Annotated in this window: 13 protein-coding genes; 4 read left to right on the top strand and 9 right to left on the bottom strand. The window is 72.9% G+C overall.

Annotation, left to right across the window (positions count from 1 at the left end):
* Positions 1-31: 31 nt before the first annotated feature.
* The 5 genes from ACIP94_RS13130 to ACIP94_RS13110 form a co-directional block, all read right to left on the bottom strand.
* Complete coding sequence (locus tag ACIP94_RS13130; protein ID WP_402423815.1) at positions 32-451, bottom strand: molybdopterin-binding protein; 420 nt, start codon at positions 449-451, stop codon at positions 32-34.
* Between the two features lie 125 nt (positions 452-576).
* Positions 577-1,665, bottom strand: coding sequence for an ABC transporter ATP-binding protein (locus ACIP94_RS13125; protein WP_402424275.1), 1,089 nt, complete (start codon positions 1,663-1,665; stop codon positions 577-579).
* Between the two features lie 110 nt (positions 1,666-1,775).
* A complete protein-coding gene (locus tag ACIP94_RS13120) occupies positions 1,776-2,627 on the bottom strand; it encodes an ABC transporter permease (RefSeq protein WP_402423812.1) in 852 nt (283 codons plus the stop codon).
* The gene (gene modA / locus ACIP94_RS13115) at positions 2,624-3,466 is read right to left on the bottom strand and encodes a molybdate ABC transporter substrate-binding protein (protein ID WP_402423809.1); all 843 of its coding nucleotides are present in this window, start codon (positions 3,464-3,466) and stop codon (positions 2,624-2,626) included. Before modA ends, ACIP94_RS13120 begins: the two co-directional genes overlap by 4 nt.
* A gap of 235 nt (positions 3,467-3,701) precedes the next feature.
* Positions 3,702-4,100, bottom strand: a complete 399-nt coding sequence (locus ACIP94_RS13110) for a molybdopterin-binding protein (protein WP_402423806.1) — start codon at positions 4,098-4,100, stop codon at positions 3,702-3,704.
* 119 nt (positions 4,101-4,219) lie between these two features.
* On the opposite strand from ACIP94_RS13110, the gene ACIP94_RS13105 reads away from it, so the two are divergent.
* Positions 4,220-4,849 (top strand): hypothetical protein, encoded by a 630-nt coding sequence (locus ACIP94_RS13105; protein ID WP_402423803.1) that lies wholly within the window; start codon positions 4,220-4,222, stop codon positions 4,847-4,849.
* A 40-nt stretch (positions 4,850-4,889) separates the two neighbouring features.
* Complete coding sequence (locus tag ACIP94_RS13100) at positions 4,890-5,657, top strand: YcnI family protein (RefSeq protein ID WP_402423800.1); 768 nt, start codon at positions 4,890-4,892, stop codon at positions 5,655-5,657.
* A 174-nt stretch (positions 5,658-5,831) separates the two neighbouring features.
* On the opposite strand, the gene ACIP94_RS13095 is transcribed toward ACIP94_RS13100, so the two are convergent.
* The 4 genes from ACIP94_RS13095 to ACIP94_RS13080 form a co-directional block, all read right to left on the bottom strand.
* Positions 5,832-7,634, bottom strand: a complete 1,803-nt coding sequence (locus ACIP94_RS13095; protein WP_402423797.1) for a hypothetical protein — start codon at positions 7,632-7,634, stop codon at positions 5,832-5,834.
* A gap of 359 nt (positions 7,635-7,993) precedes the next feature.
* The gene (locus ACIP94_RS13090) at positions 7,994-8,476 is read right to left on the bottom strand and encodes an iron chaperone (protein ID WP_402423795.1); all 483 of its coding nucleotides are present in this window, start codon (positions 8,474-8,476) and stop codon (positions 7,994-7,996) included.
* Positions 8,477-8,534: 58 nt separating this feature from the next.
* Positions 8,535-9,203, bottom strand: coding sequence for a glyoxalase (locus tag ACIP94_RS13085; RefSeq protein WP_402423792.1), 669 nt, complete (start codon positions 9,201-9,203; stop codon positions 8,535-8,537).
* A 152-nt stretch (positions 9,204-9,355) separates the two neighbouring features.
* Complete coding sequence (locus ACIP94_RS13080) at positions 9,356-13,537, bottom strand: molybdopterin-dependent oxidoreductase (RefSeq protein ID WP_402423789.1); 4,182 nt, start codon at positions 13,535-13,537, stop codon at positions 9,356-9,358.
* Between the two features lie 452 nt (positions 13,538-13,989).
* Here ACIP94_RS13080 and ACIP94_RS13075 point away from each other — a divergent pair, with 452 nt between their 5' ends.
* Positions 13,990-14,379, top strand: a complete 390-nt coding sequence (locus ACIP94_RS13075) for a cell division protein SepF (protein ID WP_402423786.1) — start codon at positions 13,990-13,992, stop codon at positions 14,377-14,379.
* Positions 14,380-14,646: 267 nt separating this feature from the next.
* Positions 14,647-15,846: an AAA family ATPase gene (locus ACIP94_RS13070; RefSeq protein ID WP_402423783.1), complete on the top strand. Its 1,200-nt coding sequence runs from the start codon at positions 14,647-14,649 to the stop codon at positions 15,844-15,846.
* The last annotated feature ends 50 nt before the right edge of the window (positions 15,847-15,896 follow it).

The raw sequence follows: 15,896 nt of genomic DNA, 5'->3' as shown, positions 1-15,896 counted from the left end.
CGCCCGGGTGTGGGGGAGCCGTCGGGTGCGCTCAGGAGGTGGCGAGCGAGATCTCCGTCGACTTGATCAGGGCGACGACCGTAGAGCCGGGCAGGAGTCCCAAGTCGTCCGCCGCGTCCCTGGTGATCGCGGCCGTCAGTGTGCCGCCCACGATCGCGACCTTCACCGAAGCCATCGCCGCGCCCGTGATGACGCCGTCGACGGTGCCGGGGAGCTGGTTGCGGATGGACACGCCCTCCACCGCCGCCGTGGCGAGCGCGACCTCCGTGGACTTGACCAGGGCGGACACGGAGGCTCCGGGAGCGAGGTCCAGCTCGTCCACGGCCTCCGCGGTGACCGCCGCCGTGATGTCCTGACCTCCGGCCAGTCTCACCTTGACGGTCGCCATGACCTCGCCCGGGGTGACGGACGTGACGATGCCGGGAATCCGGTTGCGGATGCTCAGGTGCATGGGCGCGCCTCGCGGAAGGTGGGGGAGTGGGGAACACGGCAACTCCGGGAAAGGTCGGATTCCGTCCCGGTGGACCACCGTAGCCGCAGTCGGGGGCGTGGCCGGTGCGGCGCTCGCGCGGCGCGTCAGGCGGGATACGCGTGCGTCTGCGCCGCCTTCACCGTCGCCCAGACCGTGGCGCCCGGCTGGAGACCGAGTTCGGCCGCGGCGACGGTGGTCAGGTCCGCGGCCAGGGGCAGTTCACCGGTGAGGTCGGCGCGGATCTGGTCACCGTGAGTCTCGAGCCCCGCGACCTCGCAGCGCCACAGGTTCCGGGCGCTGGAGCCGCCGGGCCGCTCCCGGTACAGGGTCACGGAGGCCGGCGGGAACGCCACGAAGACGGGCCCGGCGAGGTCCTCCGTAGTGGTGATCGCGGGTCCGGAGTCGAGCCGCACGGTGTGGCCGTCGGCATGCCCCCGGTAGAGGTTCAGGCCGACGAGCTGCGCGATGTAGTCCGTACGGGGACGGCGGGCGATCTCGCCGGGGGCGCCCGTCTGGACGACGCGGCCGTGCTCGATCACGACCAGCCGGTCGGCGAGCACCATCGCGTCCAGCGGGTCATGGGTGACCAGCACCGCGACCGCCTCGAACTCGTCGAGATGGCGCCGGAGCTGGGCGCGCACATCGAGCCGGGTACGGGCGTCGAGCGCGGCGAGCGGCTCGTCCAGGAGCAGCAGCCGGGGACGGATGGCCAGGGCGCGGGCCAGGGCGACGCGCTGGGCCTGGCCGCCGGAGAGCCTCCGGGGCTTGGCGCCGGCGTGGTCGGCGAGGTTCATGCGGTCCAGCCACGCGGCGGCCTGCCGGCGCGCCTCCGCCCTGGACGCGCCCCGGCAGCGCGGGCCGAAGGCCACGTTGTCCAGCGCGGACAGATGCGGGAAGAGCAGGTAGTCCTGGAAGACCACCCCGACCGGGCGGGACTCAGGCGGCGTACGGTCCAGGGCCCTGCCGTCCAGGCGCAGATGGCCGCCGGTGAGCGGGACGAGACCGGCCAGGGCGCGCAACGCGGTGGTCTTGCCCGCGCCGTTCGGGCCGAGTACGGCGAGGACGTCGCCCGGCGCGGCGGACAGCGCGACGTCCAGGCGGAAGGAGCCGCGGTCGACCACGAGCCGGGCGTCGAGGCCCTCCGCACGGACGCCGGCCCCCCGAGCGGCCGTGGTGTCGTCGATGTCGGTCATCGCGGGGCCGCCCATGCTTCCGTGGGGCGGCCGGTCATCGCGGGGCCGCCCATGCTTCCGTGGGGCGGCCGGTCATCGCGGGGCCGCCTGGCTCTTCGTAGGACGGCCGGTCATGGCCCCGTCATCCAACGGTCCCGCAGCCCCGCCAGGACCGCGATCGACACCGCCAGCAGCACCAGGCTCAGCGCGATCGCAGCCGCCGGGTCGTTCTGCAGCGCCAGGTAGACGGCCAGCGGCATCGTCTGCGTACGGCCGGGGAAGTTGCCCGCGAAGGTGATCGTGGCCCCGAACTCGCCGAGCGCCCGGGCCCACGCGAGCACGGCACCGGCCGCGACGCCCGGCGCGACCAGCGGCAGCGTGACCCGGCGGAAAGCGGTGAAACGGGATGCGCCGAGCGTCGCGGCGGCCTCCTCGTATCGCGGATCGGCGGCCCGCAGTGTGCCCTCGACACTGATGACCAGGAACGGCATCGCCACGAACGCCTCCGCCACCACCACACCGGCCGTGGTGAACGGCAGTGTGATCCCGAACCATGCGTCCAGCCACCGCCCCACCACCCCGTTGCGCCCGAGCGCCAGCAGCAGCGCCACACCGCCCACCACCGGGGGCAGCACGAGCGGCAGCGTCACCAGGGCCCGTACCAGGCGCCGCCCCGGGAAGTCCGTACGAGCCAGCAGCCACGCCAGCGGAACGCCCAGCACCAGGCTCAGCGCGGTGGCGGCGGTCGCGCTCACCAGGGACAGCCGGAGCGCCTGCCACACCTCTGTGCTGGTCAGCTGGGCCGGCAGGGTGCGCCACGGGGCTCGTATCAGCAGAGCCACCAGCGGCAGCAGCAAAAACGCCAGGCCGGCCAGCGCGGGCAGCAGCAGCGGCAGCGGCACCCCCGGCCCCCGGGCACGCCCGCGCCGCGGCCCGCCCCACAGGGGGCCGGCCGCGGTGTCGGAGGTGCCGGTGCGGGTCACGGCTGGAGGAACCCGGCCCGGGTCAGCACGTTGCGGCCCTCGTCGGACCGCACCAGGGCGATGAACGCCCTGGCCGCCTCGGCGTTGGGGGCGTTCTTGAGCAGGGCGATCGGGTAGTCGTTGACGGCCTTGGCGGACTCGGGGAACTCCACGCCCTCCACCTTGTCACCCGCCGCCTTCACATCGGTCTTGTAGACGACCGCGGCGTCGGCCTCCTTCAGCTCCACCTTTGTCAGGGCGCTCTTGACGTCCTGCTCGTACGACACCGGCGTGAGCTTCAGCTTGCTCGCGTCCAGCGCCTTCTGCGCGGCGGCGCCGCAGGGGACGGTCCTGTCGCACAGCACGACCTTCAGGCCGGACTTGGTGAGGTCCTTCAGGGAGGCGAGCCTGTCCGGGTTGCCGGGCAGGGTGGCGATCTCCAGCTGGTTGCGCACGAAGGTGGCCGGGGTGCCGGCCGCGTCCTTCTTGTCGGTCACGATGGCCATGGTCTTGGGGCTGGCCGCGGCGAAGACGTCGGCGGGGGCACCGCCGGTGATGCTCGCGGCGAGGGTGTCGCTGCCGCCGAAGTTGAGGACGACATGCGTGCCGGGGTGCTCCTTCTCGAACCGCTTGCCCAGGGTGGTGAAGCTCTCCTTGAGGGAGGCGGCGGCGAAGACGGTGACCGTACCGGACGGCTTCTGCGACGAGGCCGCCGAGGAGTCCGGCCTCCTCGTGGAGCCGGAGCCCGAGCCGGACCCGGAGCCGGACGAGGAGGAACAGGCGCTCAGGGCCAGCAGCGCGGCGGCCACCGCACCGGTCATGTGCAGCATCCGGCGGCCGAGGCGCACGGAAGAGGTCATCACGGGTCCACTCCCTCTGTTCGTCGCGAGAGAGATCCCCCGGACCCCTCCGATACGCCGATCATACTGACGCAGATGCCATCCGAAAGTCCGCTGCGGCATCGCATGAGCTGGGTGATCGCGCACCGAGGCCCGCATGTGCGTTCCTACGGGGCTCCTCTCCGCCGGACCGCGGCACCTCCCACCCGTCCGGCGGGTCACGCGCGGCCGGAGCGGCGGCACTCCCGAAGGGGCGTCACGGGCGGTCGATGTGCACGTTCGTCGACTTCACTCGGGCGGTGGCCTCCATCCCGACCTCCAGGCCGAGTTCCTCCACCGCCTCCCGGGTCAGCAGCGAGACCAGGCGGTGCGGACCCGCCTGGATCTCCACCTGGGCGGCCACATCACCGAGCTTCACGGCGGTGACGATCCCGGAGAAGGCGTTGCGGGCGGAGGTGTACGAGGGGGCGTCCTCCTCGCCGGTGTCGCCGCGTGCCAGCTCCACCGAGAACGCGGCCAGATCCCTGCCGTCGACGACCCGGCGCCCGCTCTCGTCGCGACGGGTCGCCACCCGGCCCGCGTCCGCCCACCGCCGGGCGGTGTCCGGGCTCACCCCGAGCAGACGGGCGGCCTGCCCGATTGTGTAGGACTGCATGGGCGCCACGATAGGCGCCCCGGTCGACCCGGCCGCAACACGCCCCGGACGGCCTCCGGCGCGCCGGATCTGCGGAATCCGGCGTGGCCGTCTCCGCCCGCATGGCAGGATCCCACCCCATGGGTGTGTCCTGGGCGGTGCGGAGCGTGCGCGCGGCGGTGTTCGCCGTCGTGTGCGTCCTGCTGGCCGCCGGTGGGCACACACTGGCCACCGGCGCGGTGCCCGCGCTGTGGGTGGACGCGGCCGGATTCCTGCCCGTGTTCGCGGGCAGCGCCCTGCTCGCCGGACGTGAGCGTTCGCTCCTCGGCATCGGCTTCGCGATGCTCCTCGTGCAGGGCGGGCTGCACCTCGTCTTCGACGCGGTCGGGCCGCGGGACACGGTGATGCACATGCCGGGCATGGCGATGCAGATGCCGGGCATGGCGATGCACATGGCGGGCATGGCGCACGGCATGCCTATGGCGGCCGAGCCGCCTGCCATGACCTCGCACGCCATCGCCGCGCACCTGACTGCCGCACTCCTGGCCGCCTGGTGCCTGCGGCGCGGCGAAGCCGCCCTGTGGTCCCTGCTGCGCAAGGCCGTGGCATTCGTCCCGCGTCTCGTCGCCTGGTGGCGCAGGGCGCCCCTGCCCGCGTACGCCCGGCTCCCGCGTCCGTACGCCCACCCGCGCCGCCCCCTCCGGCAGGCGCTGCTCCGCCACGCCCTGTCCCGGCGTGGACCGCCCCCGGCTGCCTCGTACACGATCTGAACCCCCAAAAACCGAGCACGAGTACGGAGCGCCACCACCCATGTCCCCCCTGCGTATCACCCTGCGCCGCGCCGGCACCGTCGCCGCCCTCACCGCCGGCGGTGTCCTCGCCGCGGCGGGCGCGGCCTTCGCGCATGTCACCGTCCACCCCGAGAGCTACGCGAAGGGCGCCACCGACGGCGTGCTGACCTTCCGCGTCCCCAATGAGGAGGACACCGCCGCCACCACGAAGGTGCAGGTCTTCCTGCCCACCGACCACCCGGTGCTGGGCGTGCTGGTCACCCCCGAGGACGGCTGGACCGCCCAGGTGACCACCACCAGGCTCAAGACGCCGGTCAAGACGGACGACGGCACCATCACCGACGCGGTCTCCGAGGTCACCTGGTCCGGCGGGCGCATCCGGCACGGCCAGTACCAGGACTTCCACGTCGCCTTCGGTCAGCTGCCCGACGACACCGACCAGCTGACCTTCAAGACGCTGCAGACCTACTCCGACGGCAATGTCGTCCGCTGGATCGAGGAGACGCCGAAGGGCGGGGCGGAGCCGGAGAACCCCGCGCCGGTCCTCTCGCTCACGGCCAAGGGAACGGCGGAGGGCACGGCCGAGGGCGGCGCCTCGACGGCGGCTTCGTCCGGCAGCGGCACCACCGGGAAGGCGGGCGCGGCCGTCACGAAGGCCACTTCCACCAGTGACTCCACGGCCCGGGGGCTAGGCATCGCCGGCCTGGTCGTCGGCGTTCTGGGCCTGGCCGCCGCCGGCTTCGCGTTCGTCCGCGGCCGTGGCCGCACCGGCGCCGCCTCCGAGTGACCGGATCCCGTCCCGCCGGCGTCGGTTCCGCCGGCGGGACGGGATGTACACCGCGTGTCGATCCCTGTCGGCCGCCGGCACGCCGGGGCGGCCGCCCACGGGACGTGACGAGCGATCAGTTCGAGCGCTCGCGTCTCTCGGGCCCCCTCGGCCGTACGCGGCCCTGGAGCCCTCTCAGCTCGTCGCGCCCTTCGAGGTCTTCGGCCCCTTCGAGCCCTTGGACCCCTTCGAGCCCTTGGCATCCTTCGACCCCTTCAAGGGCACCTGCTCGCGCTCCAGGCGAATGTCCTGGCTCGACAGGGTCATCGGTGACGCGGAGAACGCGCGCAGCCGGATGCGGGTGCCCTTCTTGGGGATCACGAAGCTGCCGCCCGGCGCCTGGATCCGGTAGGTGGCCGTCGTATGACCGGCGACGGACGAGGGGCCGTCGAGCACCGTCCAGTACCGGCTCATGCCCTGCCCGGTGGTCACCATGAAGTGGGGCTGCAGGGCCGCGTCCCCGCTGTTGCGGACCTGGATCCCGAGTGTGCTGACCGTCAGGGGTGTCCGGGAGACGGCGGTGGTCCGCATGCGCAGCGGCGGCCGGCCGGTCGCCGCCACGGCCACGGCCACCAGCGAGGGCGCCACCAGGGCACCGGCCACCACCATCCGGGCCACCCGCCGCCCGTGCAGCAGCCGGGGCTGCCAGGCGGTGGTGAAGGCCGTGGGCGGCACGGTGACGGCGGCCGCCAGCCACAGCGGCGTCATCAGCAGGTAGTAGCCGTCCTGCGAGCGGGTGGCGAGGAAGAACGCGCACCACGGCAGCACGGTCGCCGCCGGTCCCAGCCGGCGCACGAACAGCACGAACAGCACCAGCAGGCCCGCGAGCAGCAGCATGCTGGCGTGCGAGTACCAGGTCAGACGGTCGCTGCCGTCGGTGTAGTACAGGGAGATGCCGACCAGGCCCTGGCCGTGGATCACCGCGCCCTGGGTGATCGGCAGCACGATGCCCGACAGCCAGGTGCGCGGCTCGCTCACGATGAAGTACACGTTGATCAGCAGCCAGGTTCCGGCGGCTATGCCGACGATGCGTCCCACCGCCGCGGCGGCCCCGCGCATGCCCAGCTCACTGCGGCGCAGCGCGAAGACCCCGGCGAGCAGGAACGGTGCCAGGAACCAGGGCAGTTGCTGGGTGGCGCAGGCCGCGCCCAGACATGCGGCCCGCACCCAGTCGGCCGGGCCGCCCGCGCCCATGCGCGTCCAGCGCACCACGACCGGGATCAGGAGGGCGAGCGCGACGACCGCCGGATAGCCGAGCCGGGCATAGGTCGGGACCATGCCGAAGCCGAGACACACCATGGTGGCCGCCGAGCGCCACGGCGTCGGCAGCATCCTCCACATGACGACCGCCCCGAGGGTGATCGCGGTCGTGGTGACCAGGGTCTCGGGTATCGCGCCGTGGCCGAGCCAGAGCAGGGGAGCGGTCAGCAGGGCGGTGAGCGGCGGGTAGCCGTAGGTGTAGTCGTAACCGCCCGTGACCGTCGGGGTGTAGGCGATACCGTGGCCGAACAGCCAGGGCCACGGCTGCCCGTACACCGGGTGGCCGTGGAGCAGTTCACGGGCGGCCTGTGTGGTGAGGATCGACTCGTCGCTGAAGCCGTGCTTCACGGCCAGCGCGCAGTAGGCGAGGATGACCGCCGTCACCAGGACGACGAGGTCGAGCCGCGCCAGCGACCGGCTGTTCCGTACCACCAGTGTCAGCACGCCGGTGACCAGGATCGACGCGTAGCACAGGGAGATGACCGCGGCGATCAACGGCTGGTGGCTGGCGGCGGAGGTCCACACGTCGCGGGTGCCGATGAACAGGCTGATGTCCGCGAGCAGTGTCAGCACGCGATGCCACTGCGCGGGAGTCCGTTCCGGCTCGTCCGGCGCCACCAGGGGCCGCAGACGCGCCCATCGGCTGCTTGTCGAGGGCCTCACTTCTGCCAACTGCACGCCACGGAACGTAAGCGGACTGGATGAACGTCGACCCCCTGGAGGTGAAGAGTCCGGTGTGAGGGCAGTAAGAAGTACGCGTCGATGTTGCCCGCCGCCTGGCCGAGGCCGAGGACCTGGCCGACGCGGTCGCCGCCGGGCCCCCCGGACGGCACTTCCGGCCGCGGTGATCCTGCTCTTCATCCTCGGAAGGCGATCCTGGTCCAGGGCCGGACCCCGGCTGTAGCCGAGCGGCACCGCCAGGGCGACCTTCCGGTGGTACTGGAGACCAGGGGGGCGGATGCCGTCCCGGCTGCTGGAAGTGGTTTTGCCGCGGCTGCGGCAGCCGACTCCCGGCGCCGGTCCCGCCCCGGCCGGCCTCAGCCCACCGCCTTCTCGACGAGCGCGCTGATGCGCTGTTCGTCGGCTGCGGTCAGCTTCTTCAGGGCGTAGGCGGTCGGCCACAAGACGCCGTCGTCGAGCGCCGCCTGGTCGCTGAATCCGAGCGTGGCATACCTCGACTTGAACTTCTGCGCGCTCTGGAAGTGACAGACGACCTTGCCGTCTCTGGCGTAGGCGGGCATGCCGTACCAGAGCTTCGGCGTGAGGTCGGGAGCGGCGGCCTTGACGATGGCGTGAATCCGCTCGGCGAGGACCCGGTCCGCCTCCGGCATCTCGGCGATCTTCGCGAGCACATCCCGCTCCGCTGCCGCCTCCTTCTCCTCCCGCGAACCGCGCCGCGCCGCCGCCTTCTTCTGCTCCTGCGCGTGCTCCTTCATCGCGGCCCGCTCGTCGGCGGTGAATCCGCTGTACTGCTCGGCGGCCGTGCCGGAGTTCTCGGCGGACGACTTCGTGTGCTGCATGGCAGATTTCCTCTCGTACAGGGATGGCGCAGGGCGGGGCGGGAGTTCCGGGCGGGAGTCAGGTCAGGGCGGACTGCCTGGAGGGCGCGGGGACGAGCGACGTGGCGGCCTCCCAGGCGAATCCGTCCGGGTCGGTGAAGGGGCCGGCGGTGCTGCCGAGGACGACGCGGTGCGAGCCGGTGCCGTCGGCGGGGACGCCGAGGTCCTTGGCCAGGCCGCGGCGCTTGTACAGCGCCAGCTTGACGGGGCTGGACTCGTCGGAGGCGAATTCGGCGTACTTGCCTCCGAAGCTCCTGGCCACGGTCAGGCCCCGGCCGACGTAGAACTCCTTGCTGGCCTTCACGTCCTCGACACCGAGCAGGAGGACGATCCGGTCGATCTCGCGGGTGGCCGGGCCGGTGTCCTTCTTCGCCGAAGTCGCGACCTTCCAGATCGTCCCGTCCGGCGCCTGGACGACGCCGCCGTAGCCCCACAGCGACTTCTCGGCGGGCTTCAGCACCGTGGCGCCGGCGTCCACGGCGCTGCCGAGGAAGCCGGCGACGGTGGCCGGCCGGGACACCGTGAGCGCCAGGGTGAAGCCGCGGAATCCGGTGGAATGCGCCTCGGACGCCCGCAGACGTATGTGCGTGTCCACTCCGAAGGTGCTGTAGAAGCGGTGGGCGGCATCGGGGTCGGCCACCTCGAGGGTGACGGACGTGATGGACGTCGTGGATGCGGTGGTTGCCATGGCCGTCACGCTAGGGGCTGCGCGGCGGCCGCCGCTTCTCGATTCCTGACCGATCCCGTCACCGCTCCGCCTCACACGCCGGCATCCCCTGCACCCTGACGATGCCGCCCTGCTGATTGCTCGACGGAGGCCGCGGGAGCCGGCGGCGCACCCTAGTAGACGTCACGCAGATAGCGCTTCTCGGCGGCCAGTTGCTTCACATACGCGGCCGCCTCCGGTTCGCTCAGCCCGCCGTGCACGGCCGCGATGTCCCGCAGCGCCCGGTCGACGTCCTTGGCCATGCGGGAGGCGTCCCCGCAGACGTAGAGGCAGGCGCCCTCCAGCAGCCAGTGCCACAGCTCCGGGCCGTGTTCGCGCATCCGGTCCTGGACGTACACCTTGGCCCGCTGGTCGCGGGAGAAGGCGGTGTCGAGCCGGGTGAGGAGGCCTTCCCGGTGGAGCGAGGACAGCTCGTCCTCGTAGTAGAAGTCCGTGGCGCGGTGCTGCTCGCCGAAGAACAGCCAGTTCGGCGCCTTGTGCCCCAATGCGCGGCGCTCCTGGAGGAAACCGAGGAAGGGCGCGACTCCGGTCCCGGGTCCCACCATCACCATCGGCGTCGAGCCGTCGGCCGGCGGGCGGAAGTGCGGGGAGCGCTGTACGAAGACCGGTACCGGCGTGCCCGGCTCGGTGTCCGCGAGGAAGCCGCCGCAGACTCCGGCCCGGCGCCGCCCGCCCAGGCCCTCGTAGCGCACCACGGACACCGTCAGCGACACCCGGTGCGGGTCGACGAGCGGGCTCGACGAGATCGAGTACAGCCGGGGCCGCAGTCGCCTGAGTACTCCGGTCCACTCCTCGGCCGACGCCTTCACCCCGTGCTCCGCCACCACGTCGACGGCCTGCCGTCCCCACGACCAGCGCGCCAGGCCGTCCTTGTTGTCGGGCCGCAGCAACTGCCGTAGTTCCCGGTCGTCACGGGTGCGGTCGGCGACGAAACGCAGCAGGTCCGGGGTGATCCGGGTAATGTCGAGATGCCGCAGCAGGAGGTCGGCGAAGGGAATCCCGTCGCCCTCCGGGGCCTGGACCGCCGTGGAGCCGTCGTTCCCCGTCGCCTCAAGCCACTCCTCCACAAGGGCGGGGGAGTTGACCGGGTACACCCCGAGCGCGTCCCCGGACTCGTACGAGAGGTCCGTCCCGCTCGTGTCGAAGGTGAACCGCCGCACCTCCTTGCCCGCACCGGGCCGGCTGAGCGGCCGATTGCCGATGAGGCGGGCGGTGGCCGGGGAGGGCTTCCCGGCCCCGGTGGCGGCCGGGGCCGGCTCGCTCGCGCCCTCGGCCGTCTGTAGCGGGGGCCGCGGACCCGGTACTGGTGCGGCGGGTGCTCCCGTGCCGGGCGCCTGCGGGTCCCGCGCCGATGGCGTGCCGCCGAGGGCGCCGAGGACCTCCTCCAGCCAGGCCCCGGCCGACGGCTCGTAGTCGGGCTCGCAGTCCGTGCGCGGCGCGAGGCGCACCCCGCCCAGCTCGTGCAGGCGCGCGTCCAGCCGGCGTCCGTGCCCGCAGAAGTCGTCATACGAGGAGTCCCCGAAGGCGAGCACGGCGTACCGCACGCCGTCGAGCCGTGGGGCCTCCTGGCCCGAGAGGTCGCTCCAGAACCCGGAGCCGTTGTCCGGGGGCTCCCCGTCGCCGAACGTGCTCGTTATGAGCAACAGGTCGGCCCCGAGGGGAAGTTGACGGACATCGGTCTCGTCCATGCCGACCAATGTCACCCGGTGTCCGGTCTCCGTGAGCCGCCGTACGGTGGCGGCCGCGAACTCCTCCGCGTTCCCCGTCTGCGAGGCCCACAGCACGACGACCTCGCGGCCCGCCTGCTCCGCGGGTGCGCTCCCGGACCTGGAGTACAGGCCGGCCAGAAGGCCGTTGACCCACAGGGCGTGCTCGGCGCTGAACGGTGCGTCCGGCGGCAGTACGGGCACGCCCGGCGCGCCGGAACCGAGGCCCGCGAGGAACCCGGTCAGATACCGGCGTTCCCGGCTGGTCAGGACCGGGGGCGGGGAGGGGACGAAACCGAAGGGGGCGCCGGCCGAGGCGGCGGGGGACGGGGGAGTGCCCGGTGCGGAGGCGTCGGCGCGAGCGTGGCCGTCGGCGGCGGGCGGGTCCGCGAGGGAGGCACCGGCCGCCGAGGCCACTGCGGCCTGCGGGCCCCCTGCGGGCGGGACCGGTCCCGCCACCTTCGTCAGCGATACGGCGCACGCCTTGAACTCCGGCTGGAACGACACCGGGTCCACCGCGTCGCTGGTCACCGCGTTGACGCTCAGATACTCGCCGAACAGGTCATTCCAGTGGAACGGCGCGAAACAGCACCCCGGCCGCACCCGGTCCGTCACCACCGCCGGCAGCACGGCCCGCCCGCGCCGCGAGGCGACCTCGACCCGGTCGCCCTCCGCGAGCCCGAGCGCCGCGGCGTCCTCGGGATGCACTTCCACGAACGGCCCCGAGTTGAGCCTGTTGAGTCTGGCGACCTTCCCGGTCTTCGTCAGCGTGTGCCACTGGTGCTGCACCCGCCCGGTGTTGAGCAGGAACGGGAAGTCGTCGTCCGGGAGTTCGGCGGGCGGCAGATGCGGCCGTGCGTGGAACACCGCCCGCCCGCTCGGTGTCGGAAAGGACAGCCCGCCCTCGACGTACCGGATGGGATTGCGGGCCGGGCCGTCCTCCCGCGCGGCCGGCCACTGCACGGGGCCGGACCGCAGCCGCCCGTACGTCACCCCTCGCAGATCCCAGCCGGTCACCGGGTTCCAGGCCCGCCTGATCTCCTCGAAGATCTCCTCCGCGCTGTCGTACGAGAACCCGTCCGCGTACCCCATCTCCCGTGCGACGGCGGCGACAAGCCGCCAGTCGGCCGTCGCCTCACCCGGCGGGTCCAGCGCGGGACGCGCGAGCGTCAGCCCGCGCTCGCTGTTGACCATGACGCCCTCCGCCTCGGCCCACAGCGCGCCGGGCAGCACCACATCGGCGTACGCGTTGGTCTCGGTCTCGGCGAACGCGTCCTGCACGACGACGAACTCCGCGGCCTCCAGCCCCTCGATGACCGTCTTCCGGTTCGCCACCGACGCCACGGGGTTGGTGCACATGATCCAGCAGGCCTTGATCTCCCCGTCCGCCATCTTCCGGAACATCTCGACGGTCCCGCGTCCGGTCCCGTCCGCGCGGAGCGTGCCGGAGGGCAGCCCCCACAACTCCTCGACGCACGCTCGCTCCTCGGGCACCAGCACGGAGCGCTGCCCCGGCAACCCGGGCCCCATATAGCCCATTTCGCGTCCGCCCATGGCATTGGGCTGACCGGTCAGCGAGAGGGGACCGCTGCCCGGGCGGCAGATCGCACCGGTCGCGAGATGCAGATTGACGAGCGCGTTGGTGTTCCACGTCCCGTGTGTGGACTGGTTGAGCCCCATCGTCCAGCAGCTGGTCCACTCCTTCGCCTCGCCGATGAGCCGCGCCGCCTCCCGGATGTCGCGCTCGGCGAGACCGGTGATCTCCGCTACGGTCGCGGGCGGATAGTCGGCGAGGAAGCCGGGCATCGCCTCCCAGCCCTCGGTGTGCCGGGCGATGAAGGCGTCGTCCGTGTGACCGGCCTCGTGCAGCAGCTGCAGCAGGCCGTTGAGCAGGGCGAGATCGGTCCCTGGCCGGATCTGGAGAAACAGATCGGCCTTCGCCGCGGTCGCGGTGCGCCGAGGATCGACGACGATCAGTCTGGCACCCGCCTTGACCCGGTCCATCAGCCGCAGAAAGAGGATCGGGTGGCAGTCGGCCATGTTGGAGCCGATGACCAGGAAGACGTCCGCCTGGTCCAGGTCGTCGTACGACCCCGGCGGTCCGTCGGCACCCAGCGACAGCTTGTAGCCCGCGCCCGCGCTCGCCATGCACAGCCGTGAGTTGGACTCGATCCGGTTCGTCCGCACAAAGCCCTTGGCGAGTTTGTTGGCCAGATACTGCGCCTCCAGGCTGAGCTGCCCCGACACATAGAACGCGACCGCGTCCGGACCGTGCCGGTCCACGATCTCCCGCAGCCGGTGCGCGGTCGCCCGGACCGCCGCGTCGACGGACGCGGGCTCCGGCTCCGCACCGCGGTCGGCGCGGACGAGTGCCGTGGTCAGCCGCCCCGGGGCGGCCAGCAGGTCCGCGGTGGTCGCGCCCTTGGTGCACAGCCGGCCGCGGTTGGCCGGGTGCTCCTTGTCGCCGGACGCCTTGACGACGCGGCGGCGGCCGTCGGCGCCGGTCGCGACGTCGAGCACGATCCCGCAGCCGACGCCGCAGTACGAGCAGACGGTCCGTACCCGCCGCGTTCCGGGACTGGTGGTCATGACGACGACCGTAGGAACCGGCGGTTACGCGGATGTCACACGCCTCGATCTTGAGGGGTTACGGGCGCTGCACAGGGGGCGCCCGGACGCTGTGAGGGGGCGCGCGGGCGGTGCCAGGGGAGCGCGGTGCGGCGGAAGCGGCCGCTTCGGTCGGAGTGACCGGTGCGGTCTGAATGCATGGTGCGCCTGGAAGCGCCCACTGCGACCCAAGCGGCCGGAGCGGCGGAAACGACTGCTGCGGTCGCGGCGGCCGGAGCGGCGGAAACGACTGCTGCGGCCGTGGCGGCCGGAGCGGCGGAAACGACCCCTATAGCCGCGGTGGCCGGAGCGGCGGATGCGTCCGAAGCGGCCACCGGTGGCGTCGCGATCCGTGTCGCTGTTGGGCCGAACGGGTGACCATGCGTAAGAATTGGCCGGTGCAGACGATGAGTGCGAGCCAGCGGGGAGGGCCGGTGAACAGCCACGATGTCACCGACGAACAGTGGGAAGGGCTCGCTCAGGTCGTTCCGTTGCGTGGCCGGGACGCCTGGCCGTCCTCGGTCGGCCACCGGTCCATACCCGAGGCGCCGACCGAGGCCCGCCGCCGTTTTGTGGTCCTGCGGGTCAACGTGTTCGCGGACGCCCGCGAGGTCGCCGAGACGCTGATGGCGGGCGTGCCCGTGCTGCTCGACCTCACGGGCGCCGAGACCGAGGTGGCCAAGCGGGTGCTGGACTTCAGCACGGGTGTCGTCTTCGGTCTGGCCAGCGGGATGCACCGCGTCGACCGCAATGTCTTCCTCCTGACCCCGCCGGGGACCGAGGTGCGGGGCCTGATGGAGGGGGCGGGAGTCCCCGGCCTCTGAACGCCGGGTGCCGGCCGTTGACGTCGGGTCGCCGGGTCGCCGGGTCGTCGGGTGCCGGGTTGTCGGGTTGTCGGGTTGTCGGGGTGCCTCGCCGGATCTCCGGATCTCCGGATCTCCGGGTCGTCGGGTTGCCGGGTTGCCGGATCGCCTCGCCGGGGTGCCGATGGGCGTCCGTCGTCGTCGTGCGGCTGCTGAGGTCGCCCGATCGTAGGAAGGGTGTGAGGGCGGAACGGTTCGCCCGGGCCGCGGGCCCCTACGGTCCCGGACATGACCGCCTTACCCGCGCTGTTCCCGCCCAACGGGCCCGGCTCCATCGATCCGCGTCCGGACCGGCCCCGCGTTCCCGACCAGGGCCCGGGCCGCCCCCGCGTCACCGAGCTGCGGCTGTCCGCGTTCGCCGGGCACCGGCGGGCCGTTTTCGCGCTGGGCCCGTTGACGCTCCTGACCGGGCCGAGCGGCTCGGGCAAGTCCCGGGTGTTGCAGGCCTACGAGGCGCTGGCGCGGCTCGGCGGCGGCGCCGAGCTGGGGGAGGCGTTCCCGGACCCGGCGCGCTGCGTGCCCGAGCGGGCGCGGCCCGACGCCCAGCGGCGCCGGGGCTTCCGCATCGGTTGCACGGCCGACGGCCCCGAGGGACCCGTGCGGCTCGACCTCGCGGTGCAGGCCGAGCCCGACCTGCGCATCGTCGGTGAGCGGCTGACCTCGGGCGGGCTGGTGCTGCTGGAGACAGCCCTGCGCGATCCGGGCCGGGCGGCGGTGCAGGCGGCCTGGCACACGGCCGGCTCCGCACCGGTCACGCGGGGTCCGCTCCCGGACGACCGCCTCGGCACCGCCCTGCTGCCGCTGCGGGTCGCGGGCAAGACCGAGGGCCAGCGCCGGGTGCTCGCCGCGGCCGAGCAGATGGTGGTCGCCCTGCGCTCGGTCTTCGCCTGCGACCCGCGTCCCCGCCGGATGCGTGCCCCCGTCCCGTCGGGAGCGGGCCGGCTGCTGCCCGGGTGCGACAACCTCGCCGACGTCCTGTGGCGTACCCGTGAGGAGTGTGCCAGGCGGCACGCTCTGCTGGCCTCGGCGGTCGGTGCCGGATGCGCGGGACCGGTCGCCGACCTGCTGGCCGAACCGCTCGGCGACGGCAGGGTCCGTGCCCTGCTCGACCGGGGCGACGGGCTGCGGACACCGCTGGAACTCCTGGGCGACGGCGAACTGCGCTATGTGGCCCTGGCCCTGGTGCTCCTCACCGGTCCGGGCGTGCTCGACGTCGACCCGGTGGGGGAGGTGCCGGCGGCGATGCAGACCCTCACGGTGCTGGCGGACGGCTTCGACCGCTGCCTGGACCCCACGCAGACGCGGGAACTGCTCCGGCTGGCGGCGCGGATGTGCGAACGCGGCCATGTCCGTCTGGTAGGAGCGGTGAGTGAGGCGCGCTGGGCGACGGAGACGGACGGGGTGACGGTGGTAGACCTGAGCCCGTGACACCGGAAAGCGAACCCAAACCCCAGCCGGAACCCGAACCCGCACCCGAA

This window comes from Streptomyces sp. NPDC093261 (genome assembly GCF_044753645.1).
Taxonomy (GTDB): Bacteria; Actinomycetota; Actinomycetes; order Streptomycetales; family Streptomycetaceae; genus Streptomyces.
The sequence above is the reverse complement of the archived record's forward strand: the minus strand, read 5'-3'. Positions and strand labels throughout refer to the sequence as shown.